25 protein-coding genes are annotated in these 22,565 nt (G+C 72.5%); 9 read left to right on the top strand and 16 right to left on the bottom strand.

Annotated elements, in window-relative coordinates; translation table 11 throughout:
• Positions 1–45 precede the first annotated feature (45 nt).
• The 5 genes from rpmF to rsmD all read right to left on the bottom strand — a co-directional run bounded on the left by rpmF (position 46) and on the right by rsmD (position 2,664).
• Positions 46–219: a 50S ribosomal protein L32 gene (gene rpmF / locus ACQPWW_RS07360; protein ID WP_030335284.1), complete on the bottom strand. Its 174-nt coding sequence runs from the start codon at positions 217–219 to the stop codon at positions 46–48.
• Between the two features lie 5 nt (positions 220–224).
• Positions 225–788 carry a YceD family protein gene (locus ACQPWW_RS07355; RefSeq protein ID WP_357411722.1) on the bottom strand — a complete coding sequence of 188 codons (564 nt, stop codon included), beginning with the start codon at positions 786–788 and terminating at the stop codon, positions 225–227.
• 110 nt (positions 789–898) lie between these two features.
• Positions 899–1,396 (bottom strand): hypothetical protein, encoded by a 498-nt coding sequence (locus tag ACQPWW_RS07350; protein WP_281899866.1) that lies wholly within the window; start codon positions 1,394–1,396, stop codon positions 899–901.
• Between the two features lie 225 nt (positions 1,397–1,621).
• Positions 1,622–2,104: a pantetheine-phosphate adenylyltransferase gene (gene coaD / locus ACQPWW_RS07345; protein ID WP_357411721.1), complete on the bottom strand. Its 483-nt coding sequence runs from the start codon at positions 2,102–2,104 to the stop codon at positions 1,622–1,624.
• On the bottom strand, positions 2,101–2,664 hold the full coding sequence (gene rsmD, locus ACQPWW_RS07340) for a 16S rRNA (guanine(966)-N(2))-methyltransferase RsmD (protein WP_433130411.1): 564 nt from the start codon (positions 2,662–2,664) through the stop codon (positions 2,101–2,103). Before rsmD ends, coaD begins: the two co-directional genes overlap by 4 nt.
• A 429-nt stretch (positions 2,665–3,093) precedes the next feature.
• Between rsmD and ACQPWW_RS07335 the strand changes: the two genes are divergently transcribed.
• On the top strand, positions 3,094–4,110 hold the full coding sequence (locus tag ACQPWW_RS07335) for a cell wall anchor protein (protein ID WP_433130409.1): 1,017 nt from the start codon (positions 3,094–3,096) through the stop codon (positions 4,108–4,110).
• Positions 4,111–4,343: 233 nt separating this feature from the next.
• Here the strand turns inward: ACQPWW_RS07335 and recG are convergent, their stop codons facing one another.
• Both recG and ACQPWW_RS07325 read right to left on the bottom strand, forming a co-directional pair.
• Positions 4,344–6,542, bottom strand: coding sequence for an ATP-dependent DNA helicase RecG (gene recG / locus ACQPWW_RS07330; protein ID WP_433130407.1), 2,199 nt, complete (start codon positions 6,540–6,542; stop codon positions 4,344–4,346).
• Positions 6,539–8,152, bottom strand: coding sequence for a DAK2 domain-containing protein (locus ACQPWW_RS07325; protein WP_433130405.1), 1,614 nt, complete (start codon positions 8,150–8,152; stop codon positions 6,539–6,541). Before ACQPWW_RS07325 ends, recG begins: the two co-directional genes overlap by 4 nt.
• Positions 8,153–8,453: 301 nt before the next feature.
• Between ACQPWW_RS07325 and rpmB the strand changes: the two genes are divergently transcribed.
• Entirely contained in the window at positions 8,454–8,645 is a 192-nt protein-coding gene (gene rpmB, locus ACQPWW_RS07320; protein WP_091671657.1) for a 50S ribosomal protein L28, read from the top strand.
• A 97-nt stretch (positions 8,646–8,742) separates the two neighbouring features.
• Here rpmB and ACQPWW_RS07315 read toward each other — a convergent pair whose 3' ends face one another.
• Both ACQPWW_RS07315 and ACQPWW_RS07310 read right to left on the bottom strand, forming a co-directional pair.
• A complete protein-coding gene (locus ACQPWW_RS07315; protein ID WP_433130403.1) occupies positions 8,743–9,204 on the bottom strand; it encodes a GNAT family N-acetyltransferase in 462 nt (153 codons plus the stop codon).
• Between the two features lie 29 nt (positions 9,205–9,233).
• Positions 9,234–10,166, bottom strand: a complete 933-nt coding sequence (locus tag ACQPWW_RS07310) for a thiamine-phosphate kinase (RefSeq protein WP_433134186.1) — start codon at positions 10,164–10,166, stop codon at positions 9,234–9,236.
• A 153-nt stretch (positions 10,167–10,319) separates the two neighbouring features.
• Between ACQPWW_RS07310 and ACQPWW_RS07305 the strand changes: the two genes are divergently transcribed.
• Both ACQPWW_RS07305 and ACQPWW_RS07300 read left to right on the top strand, forming a co-directional pair.
• Complete coding sequence (locus ACQPWW_RS07305; RefSeq protein WP_013284547.1) at positions 10,320–10,553, top strand: Lrp/AsnC ligand binding domain-containing protein; 234 nt, start codon at positions 10,320–10,322, stop codon at positions 10,551–10,553.
• Positions 10,554–11,246 carry a DUF3515 family protein gene (locus tag ACQPWW_RS07300; protein ID WP_433130400.1) on the top strand — a complete coding sequence of 231 codons (693 nt, stop codon included), beginning with the start codon at positions 10,554–10,556 and terminating at the stop codon, positions 11,244–11,246.
• Positions 11,247–11,291: 45 nt separating this feature from the next.
• Here ACQPWW_RS07300 and ACQPWW_RS07295 read toward each other — a convergent pair whose 3' ends face one another.
• Together ACQPWW_RS07295 and ACQPWW_RS07290 are read right to left on the bottom strand one after the other, a co-directional pair.
• Positions 11,292–12,392 carry a D-alanine--D-alanine ligase family protein gene (locus ACQPWW_RS07295; protein WP_433130398.1) on the bottom strand — a complete coding sequence of 367 codons (1,101 nt, stop codon included), beginning with the start codon at positions 12,390–12,392 and terminating at the stop codon, positions 11,292–11,294.
• Positions 12,393–12,587: 195 nt separating this feature from the next.
• Positions 12,588–12,806 (bottom strand): hypothetical protein, encoded by a 219-nt coding sequence (locus ACQPWW_RS07290; protein WP_433130395.1) that lies wholly within the window; start codon positions 12,804–12,806, stop codon positions 12,588–12,590.
• Positions 12,807–13,084: 278 nt separating this feature from the next.
• Here ACQPWW_RS07290 and ACQPWW_RS07285 point away from each other — a divergent pair, with 278 nt between their 5' ends.
• Both ACQPWW_RS07285 and ACQPWW_RS07280 read left to right on the top strand, forming a co-directional pair.
• On the top strand, positions 13,085–13,930 hold the full coding sequence (locus tag ACQPWW_RS07285; protein WP_433130393.1) for a helix-turn-helix domain-containing protein: 846 nt from the start codon (positions 13,085–13,087) through the stop codon (positions 13,928–13,930).
• A gap of 5 nt (positions 13,931–13,935) precedes the next feature.
• On the top strand, positions 13,936–14,136 hold the full coding sequence (locus ACQPWW_RS07280; protein WP_433130391.1) for a DUF397 domain-containing protein: 201 nt from the start codon (positions 13,936–13,938) through the stop codon (positions 14,134–14,136).
• 48 nt (positions 14,137–14,184) lie between these two features.
• Here the strand turns inward: ACQPWW_RS07280 and ACQPWW_RS07275 are convergent, their stop codons facing one another.
• From ACQPWW_RS07275 to ACQPWW_RS07255, 5 genes are all read right to left on the bottom strand, one after another.
• A complete protein-coding gene (locus tag ACQPWW_RS07275) occupies positions 14,185–15,234 on the bottom strand; it encodes an ROK family protein (RefSeq protein ID WP_433130389.1) in 1,050 nt (349 codons plus the stop codon).
• Between the two features lie 149 nt (positions 15,235–15,383).
• Entirely contained in the window at positions 15,384–16,184 is an 801-nt protein-coding gene (locus ACQPWW_RS07270) for a putative protein N(5)-glutamine methyltransferase (protein WP_433130387.1), read from the bottom strand.
• Between the two features lie 8 nt (positions 16,185–16,192).
• Positions 16,193–17,311, bottom strand: coding sequence for a cystathionine gamma-lyase (locus ACQPWW_RS07265; RefSeq protein WP_433130385.1), 1,119 nt, complete (start codon positions 17,309–17,311; stop codon positions 16,193–16,195).
• A 7-nt stretch (positions 17,312–17,318) separates the two neighbouring features.
• Positions 17,319–18,326: an NAD(P)H-dependent glycerol-3-phosphate dehydrogenase gene (locus tag ACQPWW_RS07260; RefSeq protein ID WP_357250529.1), complete on the bottom strand. Its 1,008-nt coding sequence runs from the start codon at positions 18,324–18,326 to the stop codon at positions 17,319–17,321.
• Between the two features lie 55 nt (positions 18,327–18,381).
• Positions 18,382–19,119 (bottom strand): lysophospholipid acyltransferase family protein, encoded by a 738-nt coding sequence (locus tag ACQPWW_RS07255; protein ID WP_433130382.1) that lies wholly within the window; start codon positions 19,117–19,119, stop codon positions 18,382–18,384.
• 128 nt (positions 19,120–19,247) lie between these two features.
• Here ACQPWW_RS07255 and cofC point away from each other — a divergent pair, with 128 nt between their 5' ends.
• Genes cofC through ACQPWW_RS07240 form a run of 3 tightly spaced genes read left to right on the top strand, consistent with a single transcriptional unit; the run spans position 19,248 to position 22,553 of the window.
• Entirely contained in the window at positions 19,248–19,895 is a 648-nt protein-coding gene (cofC, locus tag ACQPWW_RS07250; protein ID WP_433130380.1) for a 2-phospho-L-lactate guanylyltransferase, read from the top strand.
• A gap of 48 nt (positions 19,896–19,943) precedes the next feature.
• Positions 19,944–20,141, top strand: coding sequence for a cold-shock protein (locus ACQPWW_RS07245; RefSeq protein ID WP_030335323.1), 198 nt, complete (start codon positions 19,944–19,946; stop codon positions 20,139–20,141).
• Between the two features lie 54 nt (positions 20,142–20,195).
• Entirely contained in the window at positions 20,196–22,553 is a 2,358-nt protein-coding gene (locus ACQPWW_RS07240) for an RNA degradosome polyphosphate kinase (protein ID WP_433130378.1), read from the top strand.
• Positions 22,554–22,565: the final 12 nt, after the last annotated feature.

Raw genomic sequence — 22,565 nt, 5'->3', positions numbered from 1 at the left:
GCGCGCCGCCCGACCTGAGGTCGGGGGCGTCACTCGGCGTCCAGGTCAGACCTCGAGAACCTGGCGGCCGTTGTAGGTGCCGCAGACGGAGCAGGCGGCGTGCGGCAGCTTCGGGGACTTGCACTGCGGGCACGCGACGGTCGCGACCACTGTCGCCTTCCAGTTCGCCCGGCGGGACCGGGTGTTGCTGCGCGACATCTTGCGCTTCGGGACGGCCACGGTTCTTACTCCTCTGTAACGGTCAGTTGCGACAGGCCCGCCCAACGCGGGTCGATCTGCTGGTGACTGTGGTCGGCCGGCAGATCGTCCCAGTGTGTCCCGCATTCGGGGCACAACCCTGGGCAGTCCTCCCGGCAGAGCGGGTTGGTCGGCAGCGTGAGCACCAACGCGTCCCGCAGCGCCGGCTCCAGGTCGATCAGATCGCCCTGCATCCGGCCCACCTCGTCCTCGTCGGTCGTGGCGTCCGTGGTGCTGTCCTCGTACGCGTACAGCTCCTGGATCGTCACGCCCATCGAGTCGTTGATCTCGCGCAGGCAACGGCCGCACTCGCCCCGAACGGGACCGGTGATGGTCCCGGAGACGAGCACGCCCTCTGACACCGACTGCAACCTCAGATCGAGGTCGAGGTCCGCGCCCTCCGGCACGCCGATCAACTCCACACCGAGGTCTGCCGGTGCCGGCACGACCCGCTGGACCTCACGCAACGCGCCAGGGCGGCGCGGCAGGTCCCTCGTGTCGAGGACCAGCGGCGACCTGGGGTTGAGTGTCGATGGCGAGTGCTTGGGCATAGTCAGACTCCGGCCGGTGAGAGGCCGACAAAAAAGGTTACCTGGGTGACCACCGGACCGTCGAACCGGGGGCGACACCCGGGCGAGAATGTCGGCTGGTGAGGTGCCGCTCAGAAGGGTAGCGGGCGTTCGGCCTCATCCCCACCGAAGGTGCCGATCTCGCGTAGTGCGTGCATCTTGTCCCGGCCGCGCTCTATCGAGGCCAGCGCCCGGGTGAGGAACTGCTCGAAGTTGGCAAGCGCGGTGTCGACGTAGTCGTCGACCTCCTCCCGCAGGCGCTGCGCCTCGGCGCGGGCCTCGGCGATGATCCGGGCGCCCTCGTGCTCGGCCGACACGGTGATCTCGTTCACCGAGACCAGGCGGGCGTGTTCTGCCTCACCCTCGCTGATGATCCGGTCCGCCTCGCGCTTGCCGGCTTCCATGATCTTGTCGCGCTCTTCTAGCAGCGCGGCGGCGCGACGCAGGTCGGCGGGGAGATCGGCGCGCATCTCGTCGAGGGCAGCGATCATCTCACCCCGGTCGACCATGCAGTTGTTGCGCGACATCGGGACGGAGCGGGCCTGCTCCACCATGGCGATCAGTTCGTCGATGCGATCGAGCGGGTCCACCGGTACCTCACTCCTGTCGTTCCTCGGCCGACCTCCATGATGCGGGCTACGGCCGTTCCCCGCGTCACCAATCATGTCGTGCTCGCCGCACACGAGCCCCATCCGCCCCAATCCGGCGCGTCGCGACATCGTCACCCCGCGCCGAGCGCGGATCACCGCCCCGACAATCTGCCGCAAAAGGGGCGTCGGAGCAACCGGCGGCCCAGGAACGTCAGGGCCAGACGGTCAGGGGCGGGGGCGCAGGCGGGCCTGTAGAGCCTCGCGGACCGGGTCGGGCACGTGGGCGGAGATGTCGCCGCCCCACTTCGCCACGTCCTTCACCAGACTGGAGGAGAGGAACGAGTAGAGCGGATTGGTCGGCATGAAGAGCGTCTCGACGCCGGCCAGCCCGATGTTCATCTGGGCCATCTGCAACTCGTAGTCGAAGTCGCTGACCGCCCGCAGGCCCTTGATCAGCACACTCGCCTGCTGCGCCCGGCAGAAGTCCACAAGCAGGCCGCGGAACGACTCGACCCGCACGTTCCCGTACGACGAGGTCACCTCGCGGAGCATGTCGATCCGCTCCTCGACGGTGAACAGACCACTCTTCGACTGGTTCACCAGGACGCCAACCACCACCTCGTCGAAGAGCCGACTGGCCCGCCCGATGATGTCGAGGTGTCCGTTGGTGACCGGATCGAACGAACCGGGGCAGACCGCACGTCTCATGATCGGCGACCGTACCAAAGGGTGGTCTCGCCGTACCGGCGACTGCGGTCGGGGGTGATCCCCTCCACCCAGTCGAACTGCCTGGTGCGGCTGGACCGCTCCACCACCACGAGCGCGTCGGGCACCAGCCAGCCACCAGCGACAAGCGTCGACAGCAGCGAGGTGATCTCCTCGTCCGGCACCGCGTACGGCGGGTCGGCGAAGACCACGTCGTACGGCCCGCCGTCCGGACCGGCGGCCAGCACCGTCGCCACCTTCCCGGCGACCAGGCGGACGGCCGGGCCGACGCCCAGGGTCGCCACGTTCTCCCGGATCACCCGGGCCGCCCGGGGGTCGGACTCGACAAGCAGGACGTGCCGGGCACCCCGGGAGAGCGCCTCCAGCCCGACCGCGCCGGAGCCCGCGTACAGGTCGGCGAAGCGGGTGCCGTCGAGATCGACCTCGGCCTGGACGGCGCTGAACAGCGCCTCCCGGACCCGGTCGGACGTGGGTCGGGTGCCGGCGCCGGGAGGCGCGGCGATCCGCCGCCCGCCGAGCGTGCCGGCCACGATCCGGGTCACCGTCTCCTCCTGCTCATGCCCGCGACGCTACGCGAGTCGACGCCGACCACGACCGACACCGCCGGTATCGCCGGGCCGGGTGGCGTCCCGGTGGGGTCTTGACGTCGTCCGCCTCGCCTGAAACGCCCCTGACCTCCCTCGCCGCCGTTCGGTCCACTGCGGATCCGCCCACCGGTCATCGACACCACCTGTCCTCAGTGATCAGTCGAGCACGATCCGTTCATCAAAGATCACGAATCAACTACATTGCCCAATGGCAATGATGAGAACTCCCCTCATTCATGACTCGTCAGTACAGTCACCCTCTGTCCCCGCTTCGCGCGGGAACGCCCCCGCGTCGCGGACGTCCCGGTGAGCAGACGACCCAACCGGTCGCCCCGCCTCCCGACCTCCCGCCGCGATCCGTACCCCCCTCACCAGGAGCAGGCGTTGAACCTCCCCAAGTCTCCGATGCGGCGCGTCGCGGCCATCGCCGCAGGCGCGCTGATCGGCCTCACCGGCGCAGCGACGTTCGCCGGCCCGGCACTCGCGCACCACACGACCGTCACCGGCACCGCCTGCAAGACCACGAACGGCGTGCACCGCGTCGAGTGGAAGGTGGCCAACAGCGAGCGCGACCTCGAAGCCACCATCACCAAGGTGTGGACCCCGTCCGGCACCACCATCGACGGCATCGCCGCCGGCACCAAGATCCTGGCCAACAGCAACGTGACTGGCGTGCAGCTCACCACCAAGGGCTCCCCGCTCGAGCTGAAGGTCACCGCCGAGTGGATCCGCGACGGTAAGCGGATCACCAACACCGCCCCCGGCACCGCGGTGCTGAGCAAGAAGTGCGACACGCCGCCGGTCACGCCGTCGCCGACGCCGACGAAGCCGACGCCCACGCCGACCGTGACGCCGTCAGCGACGCCGAGCGCCACCCCGTCCGCGACGCCGAGCGCGACGCCGACGACCACGCCGACCACGCCGGTGCCGACCACGCCGGTGCCGACCACGCAGCCGAGCGAGCCGACCGGCCCGCTGGTGCCGGAGGAGCCCAACGCTCCGGTGTTCGAGATCGTCTTCGACTGTGACGCGCTGGTCATCACCGCCGACAACCCGGCCGACGGTGTCACCGAGACCGTCGTGCTGACCTCGGAGAAGAACGTCGTCAAGAAGCTCGAGCTCGTCCCGGGCAAGAAGACCGAGGTCTCCTTCGAGGCGTACGAGGGTCTGACCGTCACCCCGAGCGTCGAGGGTGAGCAGGCCGACGCGGCCGACGCCGTGAAGTGGGTCAAGCCGGCCAACTGCACCCCGGGCCAGGGTGGCGGCGACAACGACGGGCCGGCGCTGCCGCTGACCGGTGCCGCGACCGGCGGGATCATCGCCGGCGCCGTGGTGCTGCTCGCCGCTGGTGCTGCTCTGTTCGTGATGGCGCGTCGTCGTCGGGTGCGCTTCACCGCCTGAGACAACCCGCTCTAGCTAACAGCTGAGGGCGCGTCGACCATCTGGTCGACGCGCCCTCAGTCCATTGCGGGTGAGCACACGCCGGTCACCAGATCGACGCGGGCGTTCGCGGCGGGACGAGGCGCCGATCGGCGCTGCCTCGTTCCGGCCCGCCCCCTGCACAGCCCTCACGGGCCAGGGTCAGGCAGGGCGGAGGGTGGACACCGTTCCGCTGGTCGCGGGCGGGAGTCGCCTCAGCCCTTCTCCAGGTATTCGGCGCGTTCCTCGTCGACAAGCGCGGCGACCGAGGCGGCCAGCGCCGGGTTGCCGGTCAGGTCCGGGTCCTCCTCGATCAGGGTGATCGCCTCGGCGCGGGCGTCGCGGATCAGGTCCGCGTCGTGGCGCAGCGACAGCAGGCGCAGGTGTGAGCGGTGCCCGGACTGGGTGGCGCCCAGCACGTCGCCCTCGCGGCGCTGCTCCAGATCCAACTCGGCGAGTTTGAAACCGTCGCTCGTGGACGCCACCGCGTCGAGCCGTTCCCGTGCCGACGAGCCCTCGGCCGCCTCGCTGACCAGCAGGCAGAGCCCGGCGGCCGCGCCCCGGCCGACCCGGCCCCGCAACTGGTGCAGTTGGGAGACACCGAACCGGTCGGCGTCCAGCACGATCATCACTGTAGCGTTCGGCACGTCCACGCCGACCTCGATCACCGTTGTCGCCACGAGCACGTCCAGGTCACCGGCGGCGAAGGAGCGCATCACCGCGTCCTTCTCGTCGGCCGGCAGGCGACCGTGCAGCACCCCGATCCGCAGCCCGTGCAGCGGCCCCTCGGCCAGCAGCGGGGCCACCTCGGTCACCGCCAGCGGCGGCCGGCGGCCGTTGTCGTCCACCGGCGGCGGCTCCTCGTCGCTGACCGGCCCCTCACCGATTCGCGGGCACACCACGTACGCCTGGTGGCCGGCGGTGACCTCCTCCCGCAGCCGACGCCAGGCCCGGTCCAGGTAGGCCGGCTTCTCGGCGGCCGGCACCACGTGCGAGGCGATCGGTGACCGCCCCCGGGGCAGCTGGGAGAGGGTGGAGACCTCCAGGTCGCCGTAGACGGTCATTGCCACCGTGCGCGGGATGGGGGTGGCCGTCATCACCAGCACGTGCGGCGGCTGGTCGGCCTTGGCCCGCAGCGCGTCGCGTTGCTCCACGCCGAAACGGTGCTGCTCGTCGACGACGACAAGGCCGAGGTCGGCGAAGTCGACGCCCTCGTAGAGCAGGGCGTGGGTGCCAAGCACGATGCCGGCGGCGCCGCTGGCGACCTCGCCGAGCGCCCGCCGGCGGGCCGCCGCGCCCAGTGAGCCGGTGACCAGCTCGACCCGGGTGGCGTCCTCGGCGGAGCCCAGCTCGCCGGCCCGCCCGAGCGGCCCGAGCAGGTCGAGCATGCCGCGGTGGTGCTGGGCGGCCAGCACCTCGGTGGGTGCCAGCAGGGCGGCCTGCCCGCCCGCGTCGACGACCTGGAGCATCGCCCGCAACGCCACCACCGTCTTGCCGGAGCCCACCTCACCCTGCAACAACCTGTGCATCGGGTGCGGGGTGGCCAGGTCCGCGGCGATCTCCACGCCGACGTCGCGCTGACCGGCGGTCAGCTCGTACGGCAGTCGGGCGTCGAAGGCGTCAAGCAACCCGCCGGGTCGGGCGGGGCGGGGCCGGGCCGGCCAGTCGGCCGCCCGGTGCTTGCGCTGCACAAGCGTCACCTGGACGGCGAACGCCTCGTCCCACTTGAGCCGCCGCCGCGCCCGGTACAGCGCCTCCTTGCTGGACGGCCGGTGGATCTCGGTCAACGCGCTGCCCAGCCCGACAAGCTTGCGGCTGGCCCGGACGCCGCTCGGCAGCGGATCGTCCGGTGGGGTGAACGTGTCAAGCACGACCCGCACGCAGCGCGCGATCACCCAGGTCGGCACGGCCGCGGCGGCCGGGTAGACGGGGATCAGCGCGCCGGCGAACTCCTCGATCTCGTCCCCGACCGCCGCCTCGCCCTCACCACCCTCGCCGAGCAGGACGTACTCCGGGCCGTTGAGCTGCCGCTTGCCCCGGAACTCGGTGACCTTGCCGGCGAACAGCCCCCACCGGCCGGGGCGCAGCTCCCGCTCACGCCACGCCTGGTTGCCGAAGAAGGTGAGCGTCAGCAGCCCGCCGGAGCCGTCGCCGACTGTCACCTCCAGCAGGTTGCCGCGCCGCTGCCGCATCGGGCGCACGGCGGTGCGCTGCACCTGGGCCAGCACGGTGACCTGCTCGCCGACGTCAAGCGAGCGGATGTCGGTGTGCTCGCCCCGCTCGTCGTACCGACGGGGGAAGTGGTAGACCAGGTCACCCGCCGTGTGCAGGTCGAGGTGCGCGGCCAGCGCCTTGGCTGTCTTGTCCCCGACCAGCTTCTTCAGCGGAGTGTCGATGGTGGCTGGTTCGCTCATTCGATCCCTACCAGGAGCGGATAAAACGGTTGGCCTCCCGGGTACGCGTGCACCTCGACGAACGGCCACCGTCGCGCGACGTGCGCGCGGACGGCATCGGTGAGCCCGGCCGGGGCGTCCACCCCGGACAGCAGGGTGACCATCTCGCCACCGCCGCCCAGCATCCGGTCGACAACTGCGGCGCAGGTGTCGGTGAGGTCGGTGCCGATGAGGTGCACCTCCCCCTCGACAAGCGCCAGCACATCACCCGGACGACACGGGCCGGCCACTGTCAGCGCCTCGCGGCTGGCATGGCAGACCTCGGCGTAACGGCAGGCCCCGGCGGCTTCGGCCATCGCGATCACGTCGTCCTCGAAGCGGCGGTCGCCGTCGCGGACCGCGAGGGCGGCCAGCGCCTGCACCGGCGAGCGGGTCGGCACCACGCTCACCCTGATGCCGTGCCGACGGGCCTCCCGGGCGGCAGCGCTCGCCACCGCCTCCGTGTTGGGGTCGTTGGGCAGCACCACCACCCGGGCCGCGCCGGTGCCGAGGACCGCGTCCAGCAGCTCACTGGTGGACGGGTTGCCCGGCACCACTGTGGCGCCCTCCCCGGCGAACAACTCGGCGATGCCGCCGCCGGTGGCCACCACCACCGCGGCCCGACCGTCCGACACCGGGCCGCGGGGCGGCTCCGGTTGGTCGGCGAAGCGGGTCACCGAGATCCGGTACGGGCGGCCGGCCGCGACGCCCGCCTCGACCGCCGCGCCCACGTCGTTGACGTGCACATGGACGTTCCAGGTGCTCTCCGGCTGCCGCCCGTCCCCGACGACGACAAGGGAATCCCCCAGCGCGTCCAGCGCCCGTCGCATCCCGGCCACCGCCTCGGCCCCGGCGTCGAGCAGGAACTGCACCTCGTACGCGTACTCGTCGGAACCGGTCTCCCGGGCGACAGTGGCCGCCGGACGGGCGGAGCGCGGCGTCGGTGCGGGCCGGACGGCGCTCTCCCCGGTGAGCACCTCGACCAGGGCGTCGAGCAGCACGCAGAGCCCCCGCCCACCGGCGTCGACAACGCCCGCCCGGGCCAGCGCCGGCAGTTGCTCCGGGGTGCGGGCGAGCGCCTCGGCCGCAGCCCGCGCCGCGACCCGGGCCACCACCGCCAGGTCGTCGTTGTCCGCCCGGTCGGCCGCGGCGGCGGCCGCTGCGACCACGGTGAGCACTGTGCCCTCGACCGGTCGGGCAACCGCTGTGTACGCGGCGGCGGCGCCGGACCGCAGCGCGGCGGCCAACTCCCGGCCACGCACCGCCGGGGCCACGGCGGCCTCGTCGGCGAAACCCCGCAGGATCTGCGACAGGATCACCCCGGAGTTGCCCCGCGCGCCGAGCAACGCGCCCTGGGCCATCAGCCGCAGCGCGTGCCCGTGCGCCGTCGGGCCGCTGTCGGGGAGGGTGTCCAGATTCATCGCGAGGGCCTGCTGGGCGGAGGTGAGGGTGAGCACCAGGTTGGTGCCGGTGTCACCGTCGGGCACCGGGTAGACGTTGAGCCTGTCGATCTCGCCCTGGTGACGCTTCAGCGCCGCCAACCCACCCGCGCACCAACGGCGCACCGCGGCGGCGTCGAGGGTGTCCAGCACGGCCAGAAGCCTACTTGCGCGCACCGACACGCGCGGAGTCGTCCGGCGTGTCCGGTTGTCCGGCGCTCGGCAGGCCAGCCCTGCCGGCCCGCACGACCGGGATCCGCCCTCCGGGTACAGTTGCCGCCGGAACCACCCCCGTCACCCCGGCGGGCCGACCATCCTCCGCTGGCGGAGGGGCGGCTGGTCACCGGGCCAGGGCGGTTGGTCACCTCGGCGGGGCATCGGGTAGGCTGACGCGGTTGCCCGTGCAGCACCTCTGCCGGCAACCTCATGAACGTTTCAATCCCAGGAGTATCCCGTGGCTAGCGTGTGCGACGTCTGTGGCAAGGGGCCGGGCTTCGGCCACAACGTGCCCTGGTCCAAGAAGAAGACCAACCGCCGCTGGAACCCGAACATCCAGTCGGTGCGCACCCCGGCCGGTGGCGGCAACACCAAGAAGCTGCAGGTCTGCACCTCGTGCATCAAGGCCGGCAAGGTCACCCGCGCCTGACGCGGCGGCACCCACCTTCTCGTACGGCTCAGCCGGCGGACCCTGAGGTCCGCCGGCTCTGTCGTGCGTGCGCCGAACCGGCGCCGGGGACCGCCGGTCAGAGCGTGCGGCCGAAGGAGACGCAGCCCTCCGCGTCCTTGTAGAAGCCGAAGTTCGGGATCCGCTCGTAACCGGCGGAGCCGTACATGGCGATCGCCTCGGGCTGCCTGTCGCCGCACTCCAGGACCACCCGCTTGCGGCCCTGCTCGCGGGCGGAACGCTCGACCGCCGCCAGCACGGTGCGGGCCACGCCCCGCCCCCGCGCCGCCGGGGCCGTGTACATCCGCTTCAGCTCCGCGCAGTCCGTGCCGTGGCTCCGCCAGCCGCCGCAGCCGACCGGCTCGCCGGCCAGATAGGCGACGAGGAACGCGCCATCGGGCGGCTCGAACTCGGTAGCGTCGACAGGGGTGTCATCACCGGAGCCACCGTAGCGGGCGGCGAGGTCGGTCAGTGCGGCCTTGATCAACTGCTGCGCCACCGGTGCGTCGAACCGCACGGCCCGGATCTCAATCTCACTCACGGTATCCAGAATACGGTCGACGCCGGGCCTCACCGGAAGTGGTCCCAGCCGGCCGGGCCGTCGTGGGGCGCGCCGTCGACAGTCACCCCGACACCGTCCGTGACCACCCCGATCGGCCGCCAGTCCGGTGGCAACACCACCCCGGGCGGGAAGGTCGCGGCCAGCGCGTGGTCGTCGCCACCGGCGAGGATCCAGGTGTACGGGTCGACGCCGAGCGCCTGCGCCGCGTCGGCCATCTGTCGGGGCACCTCGAACGCGTCGCGGCGCACGTCGATCGCGACCCCGCTGGCCGCCGACACGTGGCCGAGGTCGGCGAGCAGCCCGTCCGACACGTCGATCATCGAGGTGGCGCCGAGCCGGGCGGCCTGCGGGCCGGCCGGGTAGGGCACCTGCGGCCGCCGGTACGCCTCGACAAGCAGCCGGGGAGTGCGGAAGCCCCGGGTGAGCACGGTCAGCCCGGCTGCCGCGTGTCCGGTGCGCCCGGCCAGGGCGAGCACGTCCCCGGGACGGGCGCCGGAGCGCAGCACGGGCGGGCGGCCTGCCAGGTCACCAAGCGCGGTGACCGCGACGGTGAGGGTGGGGCTGGCCGACATGTCGCCGCCGACGACGCTCGCGCCGACAGTGGCCGCCTCGGCGGAGAGCCCGTCGGCCAACTCCTCCGCCCAGCTGGTGTCCAGGTCCGCCGGCATGCAGAGGGCGACAAGCAGGGCGGTCGGGGTGGCCCCCATCGCCGCGATGTCGGCCAGGTTGGCCGCCGCCGCCCGGTGCCCGACGTCGCGGGCGGAGGACCAGTCCCGCCGGAAGTGCCGCCCGTCGACCAGAACGTCGGTGGAGGCGGCCACCCGTCCGTCCGGCGCGGCCACCACCGCCGCGTCGTCACCGGGGCCGAGCAGGGTCGTCGGTCCGTACGTCAGTCGGGCGGTGATCTTTCCGATCAGCCCGAACTCCCCGATCCCGGACACGCTGGCGCCGCCGCCGGTGTTCCGCCCGTGCCGCCCGGCTCCGCCGTGCTCGCTCACCGCTGCTCCTTGACCACCGATAGGGATCAGACCTGGTCCGTAAGGTAGTTTCACCCTTCGGGCCGCTCCCGGGCGGCGACGGACGGAGGTCTAGTCGTGGTACAGGCGTACATCCTCATCCAGACCGAGGTGGGCCGGGCACGTGACGTGGCGGGTCTCATCGCGGACCTCGCCGGCGTGGTGCGCGTCGACGCCGTCACCGGGCCGTACGACGTGGTCGTCCTCACCGAGGCGAACACCGTCGACGAACTCGGCAAACTCATTGTCAGCAAGGTGCAGATGGTGCCCGGCATCACCCGCACCCTCACGTGTTCGGTGGTACGGCTGTAGGTGGACGAGATGACGAACTCCTCCGCTGCGCTTGACGACGACGGGCCGCGCGACGCGTCCGACGGGACACCCGAGCCGGCTGACGGTATCGGTGCGTCGGCCGACCCGGCCGCCGCCGCGCCGGCCGGCCGGGACCGGACCATTCGTGGCGCCGCTCTGCTGGCCACGTTGATCGCGCTGCCGATCACGCTGCTGGTGGCCGTGTTGGCCTTCACCAAGCTCACCCCGGACGCGCCGGCCGCCGCGCCGTCGCCGTCCGCGACCACCGCCCGGGTGCAGTCCACCGCCCCGGTGGAGATGGCCGCCCCGGCGCTGGCCGCCCGCCCGGCCACGGTCTGCCGGGCCCTGCTCTCGCAGTTGCCGACGAGCATCCGCGACCTGGCCCAGCGGCCGGTGACCGCCGGCCCGGAGCAGAACGCGGCGTACGGCGATCCCGCGCTCACCGTGGCCTGCGGCGGCGCCGAGCCGACCTTCCCCGCCACCGACGAGGTCTGGACGGTCAACCGGGTCTGCTGGCACCTGGCCGAGCAGGGCGAGGAGACGGTGCTCACCACCGTCGACCGGGAGACGTCGATCGAGGTGCGGGTCCCGCGTGCGTACGCGCAGCCGTTGCAGTGGGTGCCGTCGATCTCCAGCACGATCGTGGCGAGCGTGCCCTCCGGCGGCGCCATCCCGTCCGGCTGCCAGCGCTGAGCCGGCCCCCCGCGCCGGCCGGGCCGCGCGGGGAGGCCGGATGGCTCAGTGCAGGCCCACGCCGCGCCGTTGGGCGGTACGGATCAGCCGGTTGACCAGCTTGGGGTACTCCAGGCCGGAGGCCGCCCACATCCGCGGGAACATCGACGTCGGGGTGAACCCGGGCATCGTGTTGAGTTCGTTGAGGTAGACGTCCAGCTCCGGGGTGACGAAGAAGTCGGCCCGGGCCAGGCCGGCGCAGTCCAACGCGGTGAACGCGCGAACCGCGTACTCCTGCACCTGGCGGGTCACCCGCTCCGGCAGGTTGGCCGGAATGTCGTACTCGCAGGAGTCGTCGAGGTACTTCGCCTCGAAGTCGTAGAAGTCGTGGTCCGCGACGACCCGCACCTCGGCCAGGACCGACGCCTCGGGCATGCCGCCGGCCTCGCCCTCCAGCACGCCGCACTCGATCTCGCGGCCGACGATCGCGGCCTCGATGATGACCTTCGGGTCGAACTGCCGGGCGGCGGCGACCGCGGCGTCCAGGTCCGCCCAGTCGGTGACCTTGCTGACCCCGAACGACGATCCGGCCCGGGACGGCTTGACGAAGACCGGCAGGCCGAGCCGCTCCTTGTCCTGCTCGCTGAGGGTCATCCCGTTGCGCAGCACGGCGTACGCGCCGATCGGGATGCCCTCGACGGCGCAGAGCTTCTTTGTGAACTCCTTGTCCATGGCGGCCGCGGAGGCGAAGACGTTCGCCCCGACGTAGGGGATGCCGGCCATCTCCAGCATTCCCTGGATGGTGCCGTCCTCGCCGTACGCGCCGTGCAGCACCGGGAAGACCACGTCGACGTCGGCCAGCACCCGGGGGCCCTCGGTCGGGTCGAGCACCATCAGGCCGTTGCCGGTCGGGTCGGCACGCAGCACGATGTCGTCGCCGGAATCGGCGGTGATCTCCGGCAGTTGACGGGCTTCGATCGCGAGCTGGGCGGGATCTCCGCTGGTCAGCACCCACTGGCCGGCTCGGGTGATGCCGACGGGCACCACCTCGAACTCGTCCGGGTCGAGCGCGCCGAACACGCTGCCGGCACTGACGCAGGAGATGCCGTGCTCCGGGCTGCGGCCGCCGAAGACGATCGCCACGCGGGTTTTGCCTGGGGTGGTCACTCCGGTCACCTCTTCGTACGCGACTGCGGCTGGTCGTGCTCGCCGGTGGCGCTCACCCGGTTGACCTTACTGTGCGTGGCGATAGGGCGAGGCGATACCCGGCGAGCCACGGCGCGACACGGCTATCGGTCATCAGAGGATATACGGTGCGTGATGGGACTATTGCCGTGCGATAACTGGGCAGCCCGAGCGCGCTCAGTCGCGGGCGTGCCGGCGGCCGACCGCGATGACCTTCACCCGCTGCCGACCGGCGCGCACCATGCCCAGCGCCATGAACGCTCCGGCGATCCGGTCGGCGGCCTCCCGACTGCTGGCGCCGACCACCTGCCGTCGCCGCTCCGGCGCGGTCCGCTCGTCGCGGTCGACACCCTCGGCCGGACGCACGTCGGTGAGCACCACCAGGAAGCGGGTCATCGGGGGCCGACCAGGTGCGGGGCGCAGAAATCCGGAACGGTACGCACGTCGTCGTCTCCTTCCGGCGGGCCGGGATGGCGCGGCACGCGACGATCGGGCACGGGGGAGAAACCCGATCGCCGCGCGCCCCATCCCCTCCGGTCGCTCACCACCACCGTCGCCACGACAACCGGCGGTGAGGACGCGCTAACAGATTGACACGTTTACCGCCGTGAATGCAACTCTCATCGACGTTCTCTCATGCAGACGTTCCCACAGATGTGTGCGACCATCGATGCATGGCCCCGAAGACAGCCCGTGCCCGCCGGCTCGGCATCGCCCTGCGCCACCACCGGGAAGCCGCCGGCCTGACGCTGGAAACCGCGGCGGATGAGATCAACAGCACCCGAAGCACCCTCTCCCGGTACGAGAACGCCCAGACCCTGATCACCCCGGCCACCGTGCGCGCGCTGCTCACGTCGTACGGGGTGGGCGCCGAGGAGGTGGCCGCGGCGGTGCAGCTCGCCAAGGACGCGCGCAAGCCAGGCTGGTGGGTCTCGTACTCCTACCTGCTGGATCCACGCACCATCGACTTCATCGCGCTGGAGGCCGAGGCGACCGCCATCGCCAACTTCGAGCCCTCGGTGGTGCCCGGTCTGCTCCAGACCGCTGACTACATCCGAGGCGTGATGCGCGGTGGCCCGCACACCCTGGGCGACGACCTGGTGGAGCAGCGGGTCAAGGTCCGACTCGATCGGCAACAGCGGCTCACCGGCGACAACCCGCCCATCCTCGACGCGATCATCGACGAGGGCGCACTGTTGCGCCCGGTCGGCGACCAGTCGGTGATGGACGGCCAACTGCGGCACCTGGTCAAGATGGCCGAGTTGCCGAACATCACCGTTCAGGTGATCCCGCTCTCCGCCGGCTACCACCGGGGCACCCGAGGCTCGCTGCACATCCTCGAGTTCGCCGATCCGGAGGATCCGATCATCGCCTCGGTGGAGACCGTCGCCGGTCAGATGATCCTCGACCGAGCCGGCGAGACGCGGACCTGCACCAAGATCATGGAGCATCTCCGAAGCGTGGCGCTCAGCCCGGCCGACAGCCGCGGAATGCTCCTGACAGCCCTGAAGGGACGGTAAGACCGATGACACCGACGATCACAGCGGCCATCGCCGCGGCGGCGTGGCGCAAGAGCAGCCGCAGCGGCGACGAGGGCGCCTGCGTGGAGGTGGCCGCGATCCCGCGGCTGGTGGCCGTCCGCGACTCCAAGGACCCGTCCGGCCCGGCACTGCTGTTCCCGCCGGCCGCCTGGGCCGCCTTCGCCCAGGCACCACCCCTGCGCTGACCGGGAGGCGCTGGTGGGAGGTGATCGGCGGTCACCTCCCACCGCCCCTCAGGCGACAAGCGGTCGGGGCTCCGGGACGGCACGCAGCGCCTCCAACGCGGCGATCGCCACGCCCCGGGCACCGGCCATGTCCCGCTCCGGCACCAGCGCGAAGGTGGCGACCGCCGCCTGCTCCTCGCGCAGCACGGTGTGCTCGCGGACCGTCGCCAGGAACCAGTCGCGGAACTCCGCCGCCGCCTCCACCACCCCACCACCGACGAAGTACGCGTGCGGATCGGTGAAGTTCGCCGCGATGGTGAACAGCCGGCCCAGCGCCATCGCCTGTTGGGTGAAGAGGTCCCGCGCGAGGGCGTCCCCGCGCTCCCCGTACCCCCGGACCGACTTCGCCGCCCGGGCCACCGGCTCGGCGGCGAGCGGGTGCTCGGGATAGCGGGTCAACCAGTACGGCAGCAGGTTGCGTTCGATGCCGGTTAGCGAGGCGATGCTCTCCACGTCCCCGGTGAAGCCGCAGGCGCAGGTGGGCTCCGACTGCCCCGGGCCGAGCAGCCCGCCCAGCGGAATGTGCACGTGACCGAGCTCCCCGGCCATCCCGGCGGCGCCGGCGACCACCCGGCCGCTCTCGACCACACCGCCGCCGAGGCCGGTGCCGACGATCGCGGAGACCGACGAGCGGTTCATCGCGTCGTCGCCGAAGTGCACGTGGTGGGCGTAGAGCGCGGCCGCGTTGCCGTCGTTGTGGTAGATCACCGGCAGGCCGAGCCGTCGCTCCAACGCGCCCCGCACGTCGAAGCCCCGCCAGGCCGGCTGGGAGAAGTTCGTGGAACCCCGCGACGAGATGACGCCGTCGGCGCTGGCCGGACCGGGAGTGTCCAGCCCCACCGCCCGGACCAGCTCACGCGGCACACCGGTCTGCGCCAGGGCGCCGTCCAGCGCCCGGGCCAGCGCCTCGATCGCCGCCTCCGGCCCGGACCGCACCTCGCTGGGGATCTCCAACAGGCCGTCCACCAGGAAGCGGCCGTCCACCGTCAGCACTGTGGCGTTGTTGCTGGTGCCGCCGTTGTCCAGCCCGACGACCACCGGCACCCCTGCGCTGCCCACCGAAACCGCCTCCCGCCCGTCATGAGTGTGAGCCGAGGCTAGTGCCAACCCCACTCCCCCGCCACGCCCGGTTGCCCCACCGGCTCAGGCCCTACCCTGCCCCGCTCCGCGGCCTCGTACCCACCGTGGTGACATAAGGGGCTTCTGGCTCATTTCGGGAGCGGAACGGCCCCTGTTGGGCGGCGGGCGGTCACCGCCGTGGCGTCCAGGTCCTCGTCGTGCCGCACGCCAGGCACCAGGCCGGCCGCCTCGAACGCCGCGCAGAGCGCGTCCACCTGCGTGACGCCGGCCTCGACGACCAGGTGCCCGCCGGGCGCCAACCAGGTGACCGCCTCGACACCCACCCGGCGCAGCACGGAGAGCCCGTCCGGGCCGCCGTCGAGCGCCACCGGAGCCTCGTGCAGCCGCGCCTCGGGCGGCATCAGCGCCACCGCGTCGGTCGGCACGTACGGGGCGTTGGCCACCACCAGGTCCAGCCGACCCCGCCAGCGCGCGGGCAGGGGTGCGAACAGGTCACCCTCGTACACCTCGGCGGCCAGGCCGGTGAGGTTGCGGCGCGCACACGCCACGGCGGCCGGGTCGATGTCGGCGGCGGCCAGCCAGCGCGGCGCGAGCCGGTGCGCCAACGCGACGGTGGTGGCCCCGGAGCCGCAGCACAGGTCGACCACCGCCGGGGCCGGGCCGGTCAGCCCGGCCGCCACCTCGACAAGCAGGGCCGTCCGGCCGCGGGGCACGAAGACGCCGGCGTCGACGGCGATCCGCAGACCGCAGAACTCCGCCCAGCCGAGCAGGTACTCCAACGGCTCGCCGGCCACCCGACGGTCGGTCAGGTCGGCAAGCGTCGCCGGGGAGTCGGCGGCGGCCAGCAGCAGATCCGCCTCGTCCTCGGCGTAGACGCAGCCGGCGGCACGCAGCCGACGGACCAGGGCGGGCCGGTCGGTGAACGTCACAGGATCGCTCAACGCGGCCCGGCGGCGTCCAGGGCGGCGGCGATGTCGGCCACCAGGTCGGGGGTGTCCTCCACGCCGCAGGACAGCCGGACGAAGCCGGGAGCGGTGTCGTCACCCCACTGCGCCCGCCGGTCCGCCGTGGTGTGCAGGCCACCGAACGAGGTCGCCGCCGCCACCAGCCGGGCGGCCTCGACGAATCGGCCCACCCGGTCGGCGGTGCCCAGGTCGAAGGAGAGCACCCCGGGCATCCGGCGCATCTGCGCCGAGGCCACCGGGTACGCCGGGTCGTCCGGCCGCCCCGGCCAGCGCAGGCCTGTCACGTCCGAACGGCCGGCGAGCAGGTCGGTGACGGCGGCGGCGTTCGCGCTCTGCCGGGCCAGACGCAGGTCGAGGGTGGCCAGCGACCGGTGTGCCAGCCACGCGTCGAACGCGCCGGGGACCGCCCCGGTGGTGGTACGCCAGGTCGTCACCGCCTCGATCAGCTCGGTGGACCGGCTGGCCAGGTAGCCCAGCAGCAGGTCGGAGTGACCCGTCAGCGCCTTGGTGCCGGAGGCGACCACCAGGTCGGCGCCGAGCTCCATTGGACGCTGACCGAGCGGGGTCGCCGTGGTGTTGTCCACCGCGAGCAGCGCGCCGGCGGCGTGTGCCCGCTCGGCCAGGGCCGCCACGTCGACCACGTCCAGCCCCGGATTGGCCGGCGTCTCCACAAGCACCAGTCGGACGCCCGCGAACGACGGGTACGGCCCGACGGTCGGCACGAACAGCACCCGGACGCCGAGCGACTCCAGCACGTCGGTGGCGAACGCCCGGACCGGGAAGTATCCGTCGGCGGGCAGCACCACGGTGTCCCCGGGGCGCAGCAGGGTGAGCAGGAGGCCGGTGATGGCCGCCTGGCCGGTGGCGAAGACCCGGCACTCACCGCCCTCCAACTCGCCAACGGCCGCCTCCAGCAACCGTCGGGTCGGGTTGTCCGGACGGCCGTAGCCGTTCGGCGACGTGCCCTGGCCCTGCCACGGGTCGAGGTGGTACGGCGCGGCGAAGACCGGCCCGGGCAGGAACGGGTCCCCCGGTGCCGGCTCGGGCAGGCCGGCGCGTACGCAGCGGGTGCCGTCACCCAGTTCGCTCATCGGTTCCTCACTCGTACGACTCGGGTTTGGCGGTCCGGCTCATCAGGGTGTCCACGGCGAGGCGCGGGTCCATCCCCTCGTGGCAGATCCGTTCGACGTGCTCGGTGATCGGCATCTCCACGCCGTGTGCGCGGGCCAGGTCCCGGATCGCCAGGCAGCTCTTCACACCCTCGGCGGTCTGCCGGGTGGCGGCCTGGGCCTGTTCCAGCGTCTCTCCGCGGCCCAGATGCTCGCCGAAGGTGCGGTTGCGGGCCAGCGGCGACGAGCAGGAGGCGACCAGGTCGCCCATGCCCGCGAGGCCGGCGAAGGTGATCGGGTCCGCGCCGAGCGCGACGCCCAGCCGGGCCGTCTCGGCCAGCCCACGGGTCATCAGCATGGCCCGGGTGTTGTCGCCGAACCCCATCGCGGTGGCGATGCCGTACGACAGGGCGATCACGTTCTTGACCGCCCCGCCCAGCTCACAGCCGATCACGTCGTCGTTCGTGTACGGGCGCAGGTAGGGCGTCCGGATCGACGACTGCACGAGCACGGTGCGGTGGCTGTTGGTCCCGGCGACCACTGTCGCGGCGGGCTGCTCGGCGGCGATCTCCGGAGCCAGGTTCGGACCGGAGACCACTACCACCCGGTCCGCGGCGACCCCGGCGGTCTCCACGATGACCTCGCTCATCCGTTTGGTGGTGCCGAGTTCGATGCCCTTCATCAGCGACACCAGTGTCGAGTCGGGGTGCAGGTGCCCGGCCCACTCGGCGAGGTTGCCGCGCAGGGTCTGCGACGGCACGGCCAGCACCACCACCTCGGCGCCGGTGATCGCCTCGGCCGCGTCGGCGGTGGCGGTCACCCGGGCCGGCAGCAGCACACCGGGCAGGTACTCCGGGTTGCGGCGTTCGGTCCGGATGCTCTCGGCGACCGGCGCCCGGCGGGCCCACACCGTCACGTCCCGCCCCGCGTCCGCGAGGATCTTGGCGAACGCGGTGCCCCAGGAACCGGCGCCGAGCACCGCGACGTGGCCGGTCACGCGACCGCTCCGGAGCGGGTCGGTGCCCCGGTACCGAACCCGACGCCTCGCCCGTTCACGCCGCCTCACCCTGCTGCTCGCGCCCGGCGGAGGACCGGGCCGGTCGCTCCCACAGCTGCGGCGGGGTGCCGCCGCGGATCTCGCCGAGCATGTCCCGCAGCCGCAACATGATGGTGTCCGTCATCTCCTCGAGGGTGACCCGGGTCGGCTGGGCATCCGCCCACCGGCTCAGGTCGATCGGTTCCCCGGCGACAACTGTCACCGGGATCCGGGGGCGCGGGTTGACGCGGCTGGTCCGGGGGTCGAAGAGCCGCTCCGGTCCCCACATCACCACCGGTACGACGGGAGCGCCGGTGGCCAGGGCCAGCCGGGCGGCACCGGTCTTGGCCTTCATCGGCCACAGCTCCGGCTGTCGGGTGGTGGTGCCCTCCGGGTAGATCACCACGGCGCCACCCTGGTCGAGCGCGGCGACCAGGGAGTCCAGTGAGCGGACCGCGTCGACGCTGCCCCGCTCGACCGGGATCTGCCGGCAGCGGTGCAGGATCCAGCCGACCACCGGCACCCGGAACACGCTGGCCTTGCCCAGGTACTGCGGCCAGCGCCCGGAATCGTAGATGAAGTGCGCGGAGACCAGCGGGTCGGCGTGCGAGATGTGGTTCGCCACGATGATCATGCCGCCGTCGCGTTGGAGGTGCTCCTGGCCACGCCAGGTCCGCCGGGTCCACACGGTCATCACCGGCTTCACCAGCCCCACGGCGAACCGTTGCCAGAACCCCAGCCTCCGCCGTGCCACTGTGCCTCCTCGTCGCGCCCCAACCCGGCCGCGAAACCCCGCCCGCGACACCCGCCGCGGAAATCATGCCTGCTCGCCCCCGGTACGGCCAGCGAGGGTCCCGGCGCGCGGCTGGCAGGATTGCGGGCGTGAGTCAGCCGAGGTGGGCCGTGGTGGTGCCGGTGAAGCAGCTGGCAGCGGCCAAGAGCCGGCTGCGGGGCGCGCTGCCGGGCGTACCGCACGAGGAGCTGGCGCTGGCCCTGGCGGCCGACACGCTCCGCGCGGTGCTGGCCTGCCCGGCGGTCGCCGAGGCCCTTGTGGTGACCGACGACGACCGGGTCGCGGAGGCGGCGCGGGCCGTCGGCGCGCGGGTGCTGCCCGACGAGCCGGCCGCCGGCCTGAACGCCGCGTTCCGGCACGGCGCGACCGGAACGACCGCCGGATGGGTGGCCGGGCTCACGGCGGACCTGCCGGCGCTGCGCCCCGCCGAGCTGGCCAGCGCACTGCTCGCGGCGCAGAACGGACGACCCGCGGTACGCCGTTTCGTGCCGGACGCGCCGGGCAGCGGCACCGTGCTGCTCACCGCGCCGCCCGGGGTGCCGCTGGACCCCCGCTTCGGGGTGGGCTCGGCGCGTGCGCACGCGGCGAGCGGCGCGCTGCCGCTCGGCGGCGACTGGCCCAGCCTGCGGCGGGACGTGGACACCGCAGCGGACCTGACCGCCGCCGCCCGGCTCGGGTTGGGGCCGCGCACCGCCGCACTTGTCACAGCCGCCCGCCCGGCCCACTCGGCGGGCTGACCCGCCCGGCCCGCCCGACGGGCCGACCGCCGGGTGTACGGTGCCAGCATGCAGGGCACGGTGGCCAGCTACGACGCGGCGACGCGCAGCGGTGTCCTGCTGCTCGACGACGGCACCGAGATGCGCTTTCCCGCCCGGGCCTTCGATGCCTCCGGGCTGCGGCTGCTCCGGCTCGGCCAGCGGGTTCGCATCGACACCGATCCCGACGGCGAGGTCGTCCGGGTGACATTGCCGACGATGATCTGAGCCGGCGAGCCCAAGTTCATTTTGCGTTTACCGGAATCGGGTGATTATGAGCGGGTGAGCACCCCTCGCGAGCACCCCGCCCGCCCGCCCGCCACCGACCTCCGAAACGGTTCCCGCGTACGCGGCACCGACGGCCGCTTCCGCCCGTCCCGTGCCGAACGGGCCGGCGCCGCCCGCGCCGACACCCTCGCCGACGATCCCGGCGGCGCCTCCTCCGGGCTGGACGAGGTCCTCGACCCCGCGGCGACCGTCGAGGCGGACGGCCCGGCCGCCGGTGCCGTCCAGCCGGTCCTGCCGGACGCCCTACCGACCGACGCCGACGAGGACGACGAACAGCCCGCGGCCCCGCCGCTGCCGGAGGACCGTTTCCTCAACCGGGAGCTGTCCTGGCTCGACTTCAACGCCCGAGTGCTCACCCTGGCCGAGGACCAGCGCACCCCGCTGCTGGAACGGGCCAAGTTCCTGGCCATCTTCGCCAGCAACCTGGACGAGTTCTACATGGTGCGGATCGCCGGGCTGAAGCGGCGCCTCTCCGCCGGCCTGCCGGTGCGCGGCGGGGACCGACTGCCCCTGCGTACCCAGTTGGAGATGATCGCCGAGCGCACCGCCGAGCTGGGCGCCCGGCACGCCGCCTGCTTCGTCGACGACGTCCTTCCCAAACTGGCCGACGAGGGCATCCGCATCCTGCGCTGGGGTGAGCTGGGCGACCCGGAGCGGGAGCGGCTGCGCACCTACTTCCGGGAACACATCTTCCCGGTGCTGACCCCGCTGGCGGTGGACCCGGCGCACCCGTTCCCGTACATCTCCGGGCGGTCGCTGAACCTGGCGGTGGCGGTACGCGACCCCGACGGCGGTTCGGAGCTGTTCGCCCGGGTGAAGGTGCCCAACAACGTGCCCCGTTTCGTCCGGGTGGACCGGGACCAGCCGGGCGTGCGGATGCTGCCGGTGGAGGACCTGATCTCGGTGCACCTGGGCCAGCTGTTCAGCGGCATGCAGGTGGTCGAGTGCCACCTGTTCCGGGTCACCCGCAACGCCGAGGTGGAGGTCGACGAGGACCGCGACGAGGATCTGCTCCAGGCCCTGGAACGGGAGCTGGCCCGACGCCGGTTCGGCCCGCCGGTCCGACTGGAGGCCGCCGCGTCCATCTCCGACCACATGTTGGAGCTGCTCGTCCGCGAGCTGGACATGAACGAGCAGGACGTGCTGCGGGTGCCCGGGCTGCTGGACCTGTCCGCGTTGTGGCAGGTCTACGGCGAGGCCGACCGGCCGGACCTCAAGGACCCGCCGTTCGTGCCGGCCACCCACCCCCGGCTCGCCGAGGGCGAGGTGCCGCGCAGCGTCTTCTCCACCCTGCGCGACGGCGACATCCTGGTGCACCACCCGTACCACTCGTTCGCCACGAGCGTGCAGCGCTTCATCGAGCAGGCCGCCGCCGACCCGAACGTGCTGGCCATCAAGCAGACCCTCTACCGCACCAGCGGCGACTCCCCGATCGTGGACGCGCTTGTCGACGCGGCCGCCGCCGGCAAGCAGGTGGTGGTGCTGGTGGAGGTGAAGGCCCGGTTCGACGAGGTGGCGAACATCGGCTGGGCCCGCACGCTGGAACGGGCCGGCTGCCACGTGGTGTACGGCCTGGTCGGCCTGAAGACGCACTGCAAGACCGCGCTGGTGGTCCGTCAGGAGGGCAACCAGATCCGCCGCTACTGCCACATCGGCACCGGCAACTACCACCCGAAGACCGCCCGGATGTACGAGGACTTCGGCATGCTGACCGCCGACCCGGAGATCGGCGCGGACCTGACCGACCTGTTCAACGTGCTCACCGGGTACAGCCGGCAGACCGCGTTCCGGCGGTTGCTGGTCGCCCCGCAGGGTATTCGCAGCGGGCTCATCGAGCGGATCGAGCGGGAGATCTCCCACGTCCGACTGGGCATGCCCGGCCTGGTCCAGTTCAAGGTCAACTCGTTGGTGGACGAGGGGGTGACCGACGCGCTGTACCGGGCCTCCCAGGCCGGTGTGCACGTCGACCTGCTCATCCGGGGCATGTGCACACTGCGACCGGGGGTGCCGGGGTTGTCGGAGAACATCCGCGTCCGCTCGATCCTCGGTCGGTTCCTGGAGCACTCCCGGGTGTTCCGGTTCGGCAACAACGGCGAGGCCGAGTTCTGGATGGGCTCCGCCGACCTGATGCACCGCAACCTCGATCGTCGGGTGGAGGCGCTGGTGCAGGTCAGCGACCCGATCGCCCGCGCCGAGCTGGACCAGGTGCTGACCGCCGCGATGAGCCCCGACGTGGACGCGTTCGAACTGGCTGGCGACGGCACCTGGACCCGGCGTACCGGCGAAGACACGAAAGCACGTGCTCACCTGCAGCAACTGCTGCTGCGCCGGGTCGGTGGCACGGCCAGTTGACCGATCAGCGCC

Source organism: Micromonospora sp. CA-240977 (genome assembly GCF_050942285.1).
Classification (GTDB): domain Bacteria; phylum Actinomycetota; class Actinomycetes; order Mycobacteriales; family Micromonosporaceae; genus Micromonospora.
This window is presented reverse-complemented; position numbering and strand designations above follow the sequence as displayed.

Excerpts from the sequence above, each read along its gene's own strand:
- ACQPWW_RS07355 (WP_357411722.1), bottom strand. The coding sequence starts at position 788 with ATGCCCAAGCACTCGCCATCGACACTCAACCCCAGGTCGCCGCTGGTC.
- coaD (WP_357411721.1), bottom strand. The coding sequence starts at position 2,104 with ATGAGACGTGCGGTCTGCCCCGGTTCGTTCGATCCGGTCACCAACGGA.
- recG (WP_433130407.1), bottom strand. The coding sequence starts at position 6,542 with ATGAGCGAACCAGCCACCATCGACACTCCGCTGAAGAAGCTGGTCGGG.
- ACQPWW_RS07290 (WP_433130395.1), bottom strand. The coding sequence starts at position 12,806 with ATGACCCGCTTCCTGGTGGTGCTCACCGACGTGCGTCCGGCCGAGGGT.
- ACQPWW_RS07285 (WP_433130393.1), top strand. The coding sequence starts at position 13,085 with ATGGCCCCGAAGACAGCCCGTGCCCGCCGGCTCGGCATCGCCCTGCGC.
- ACQPWW_RS07280 (WP_433130391.1), top strand. The coding sequence starts at position 13,936 with ATGACACCGACGATCACAGCGGCCATCGCCGCGGCGGCGTGGCGCAAG.
- ACQPWW_RS07265 (WP_433130385.1), bottom strand. The coding sequence starts at position 17,311 with ATGAGCGAACTGGGTGACGGCACCCGCTGCGTACGCGCCGGCCTGCCC.
- ACQPWW_RS07245 (WP_030335323.1), top strand. The coding sequence starts at position 19,944 with ATGCAGGGCACGGTGGCCAGCTACGACGCGGCGACGCGCAGCGGTGTC.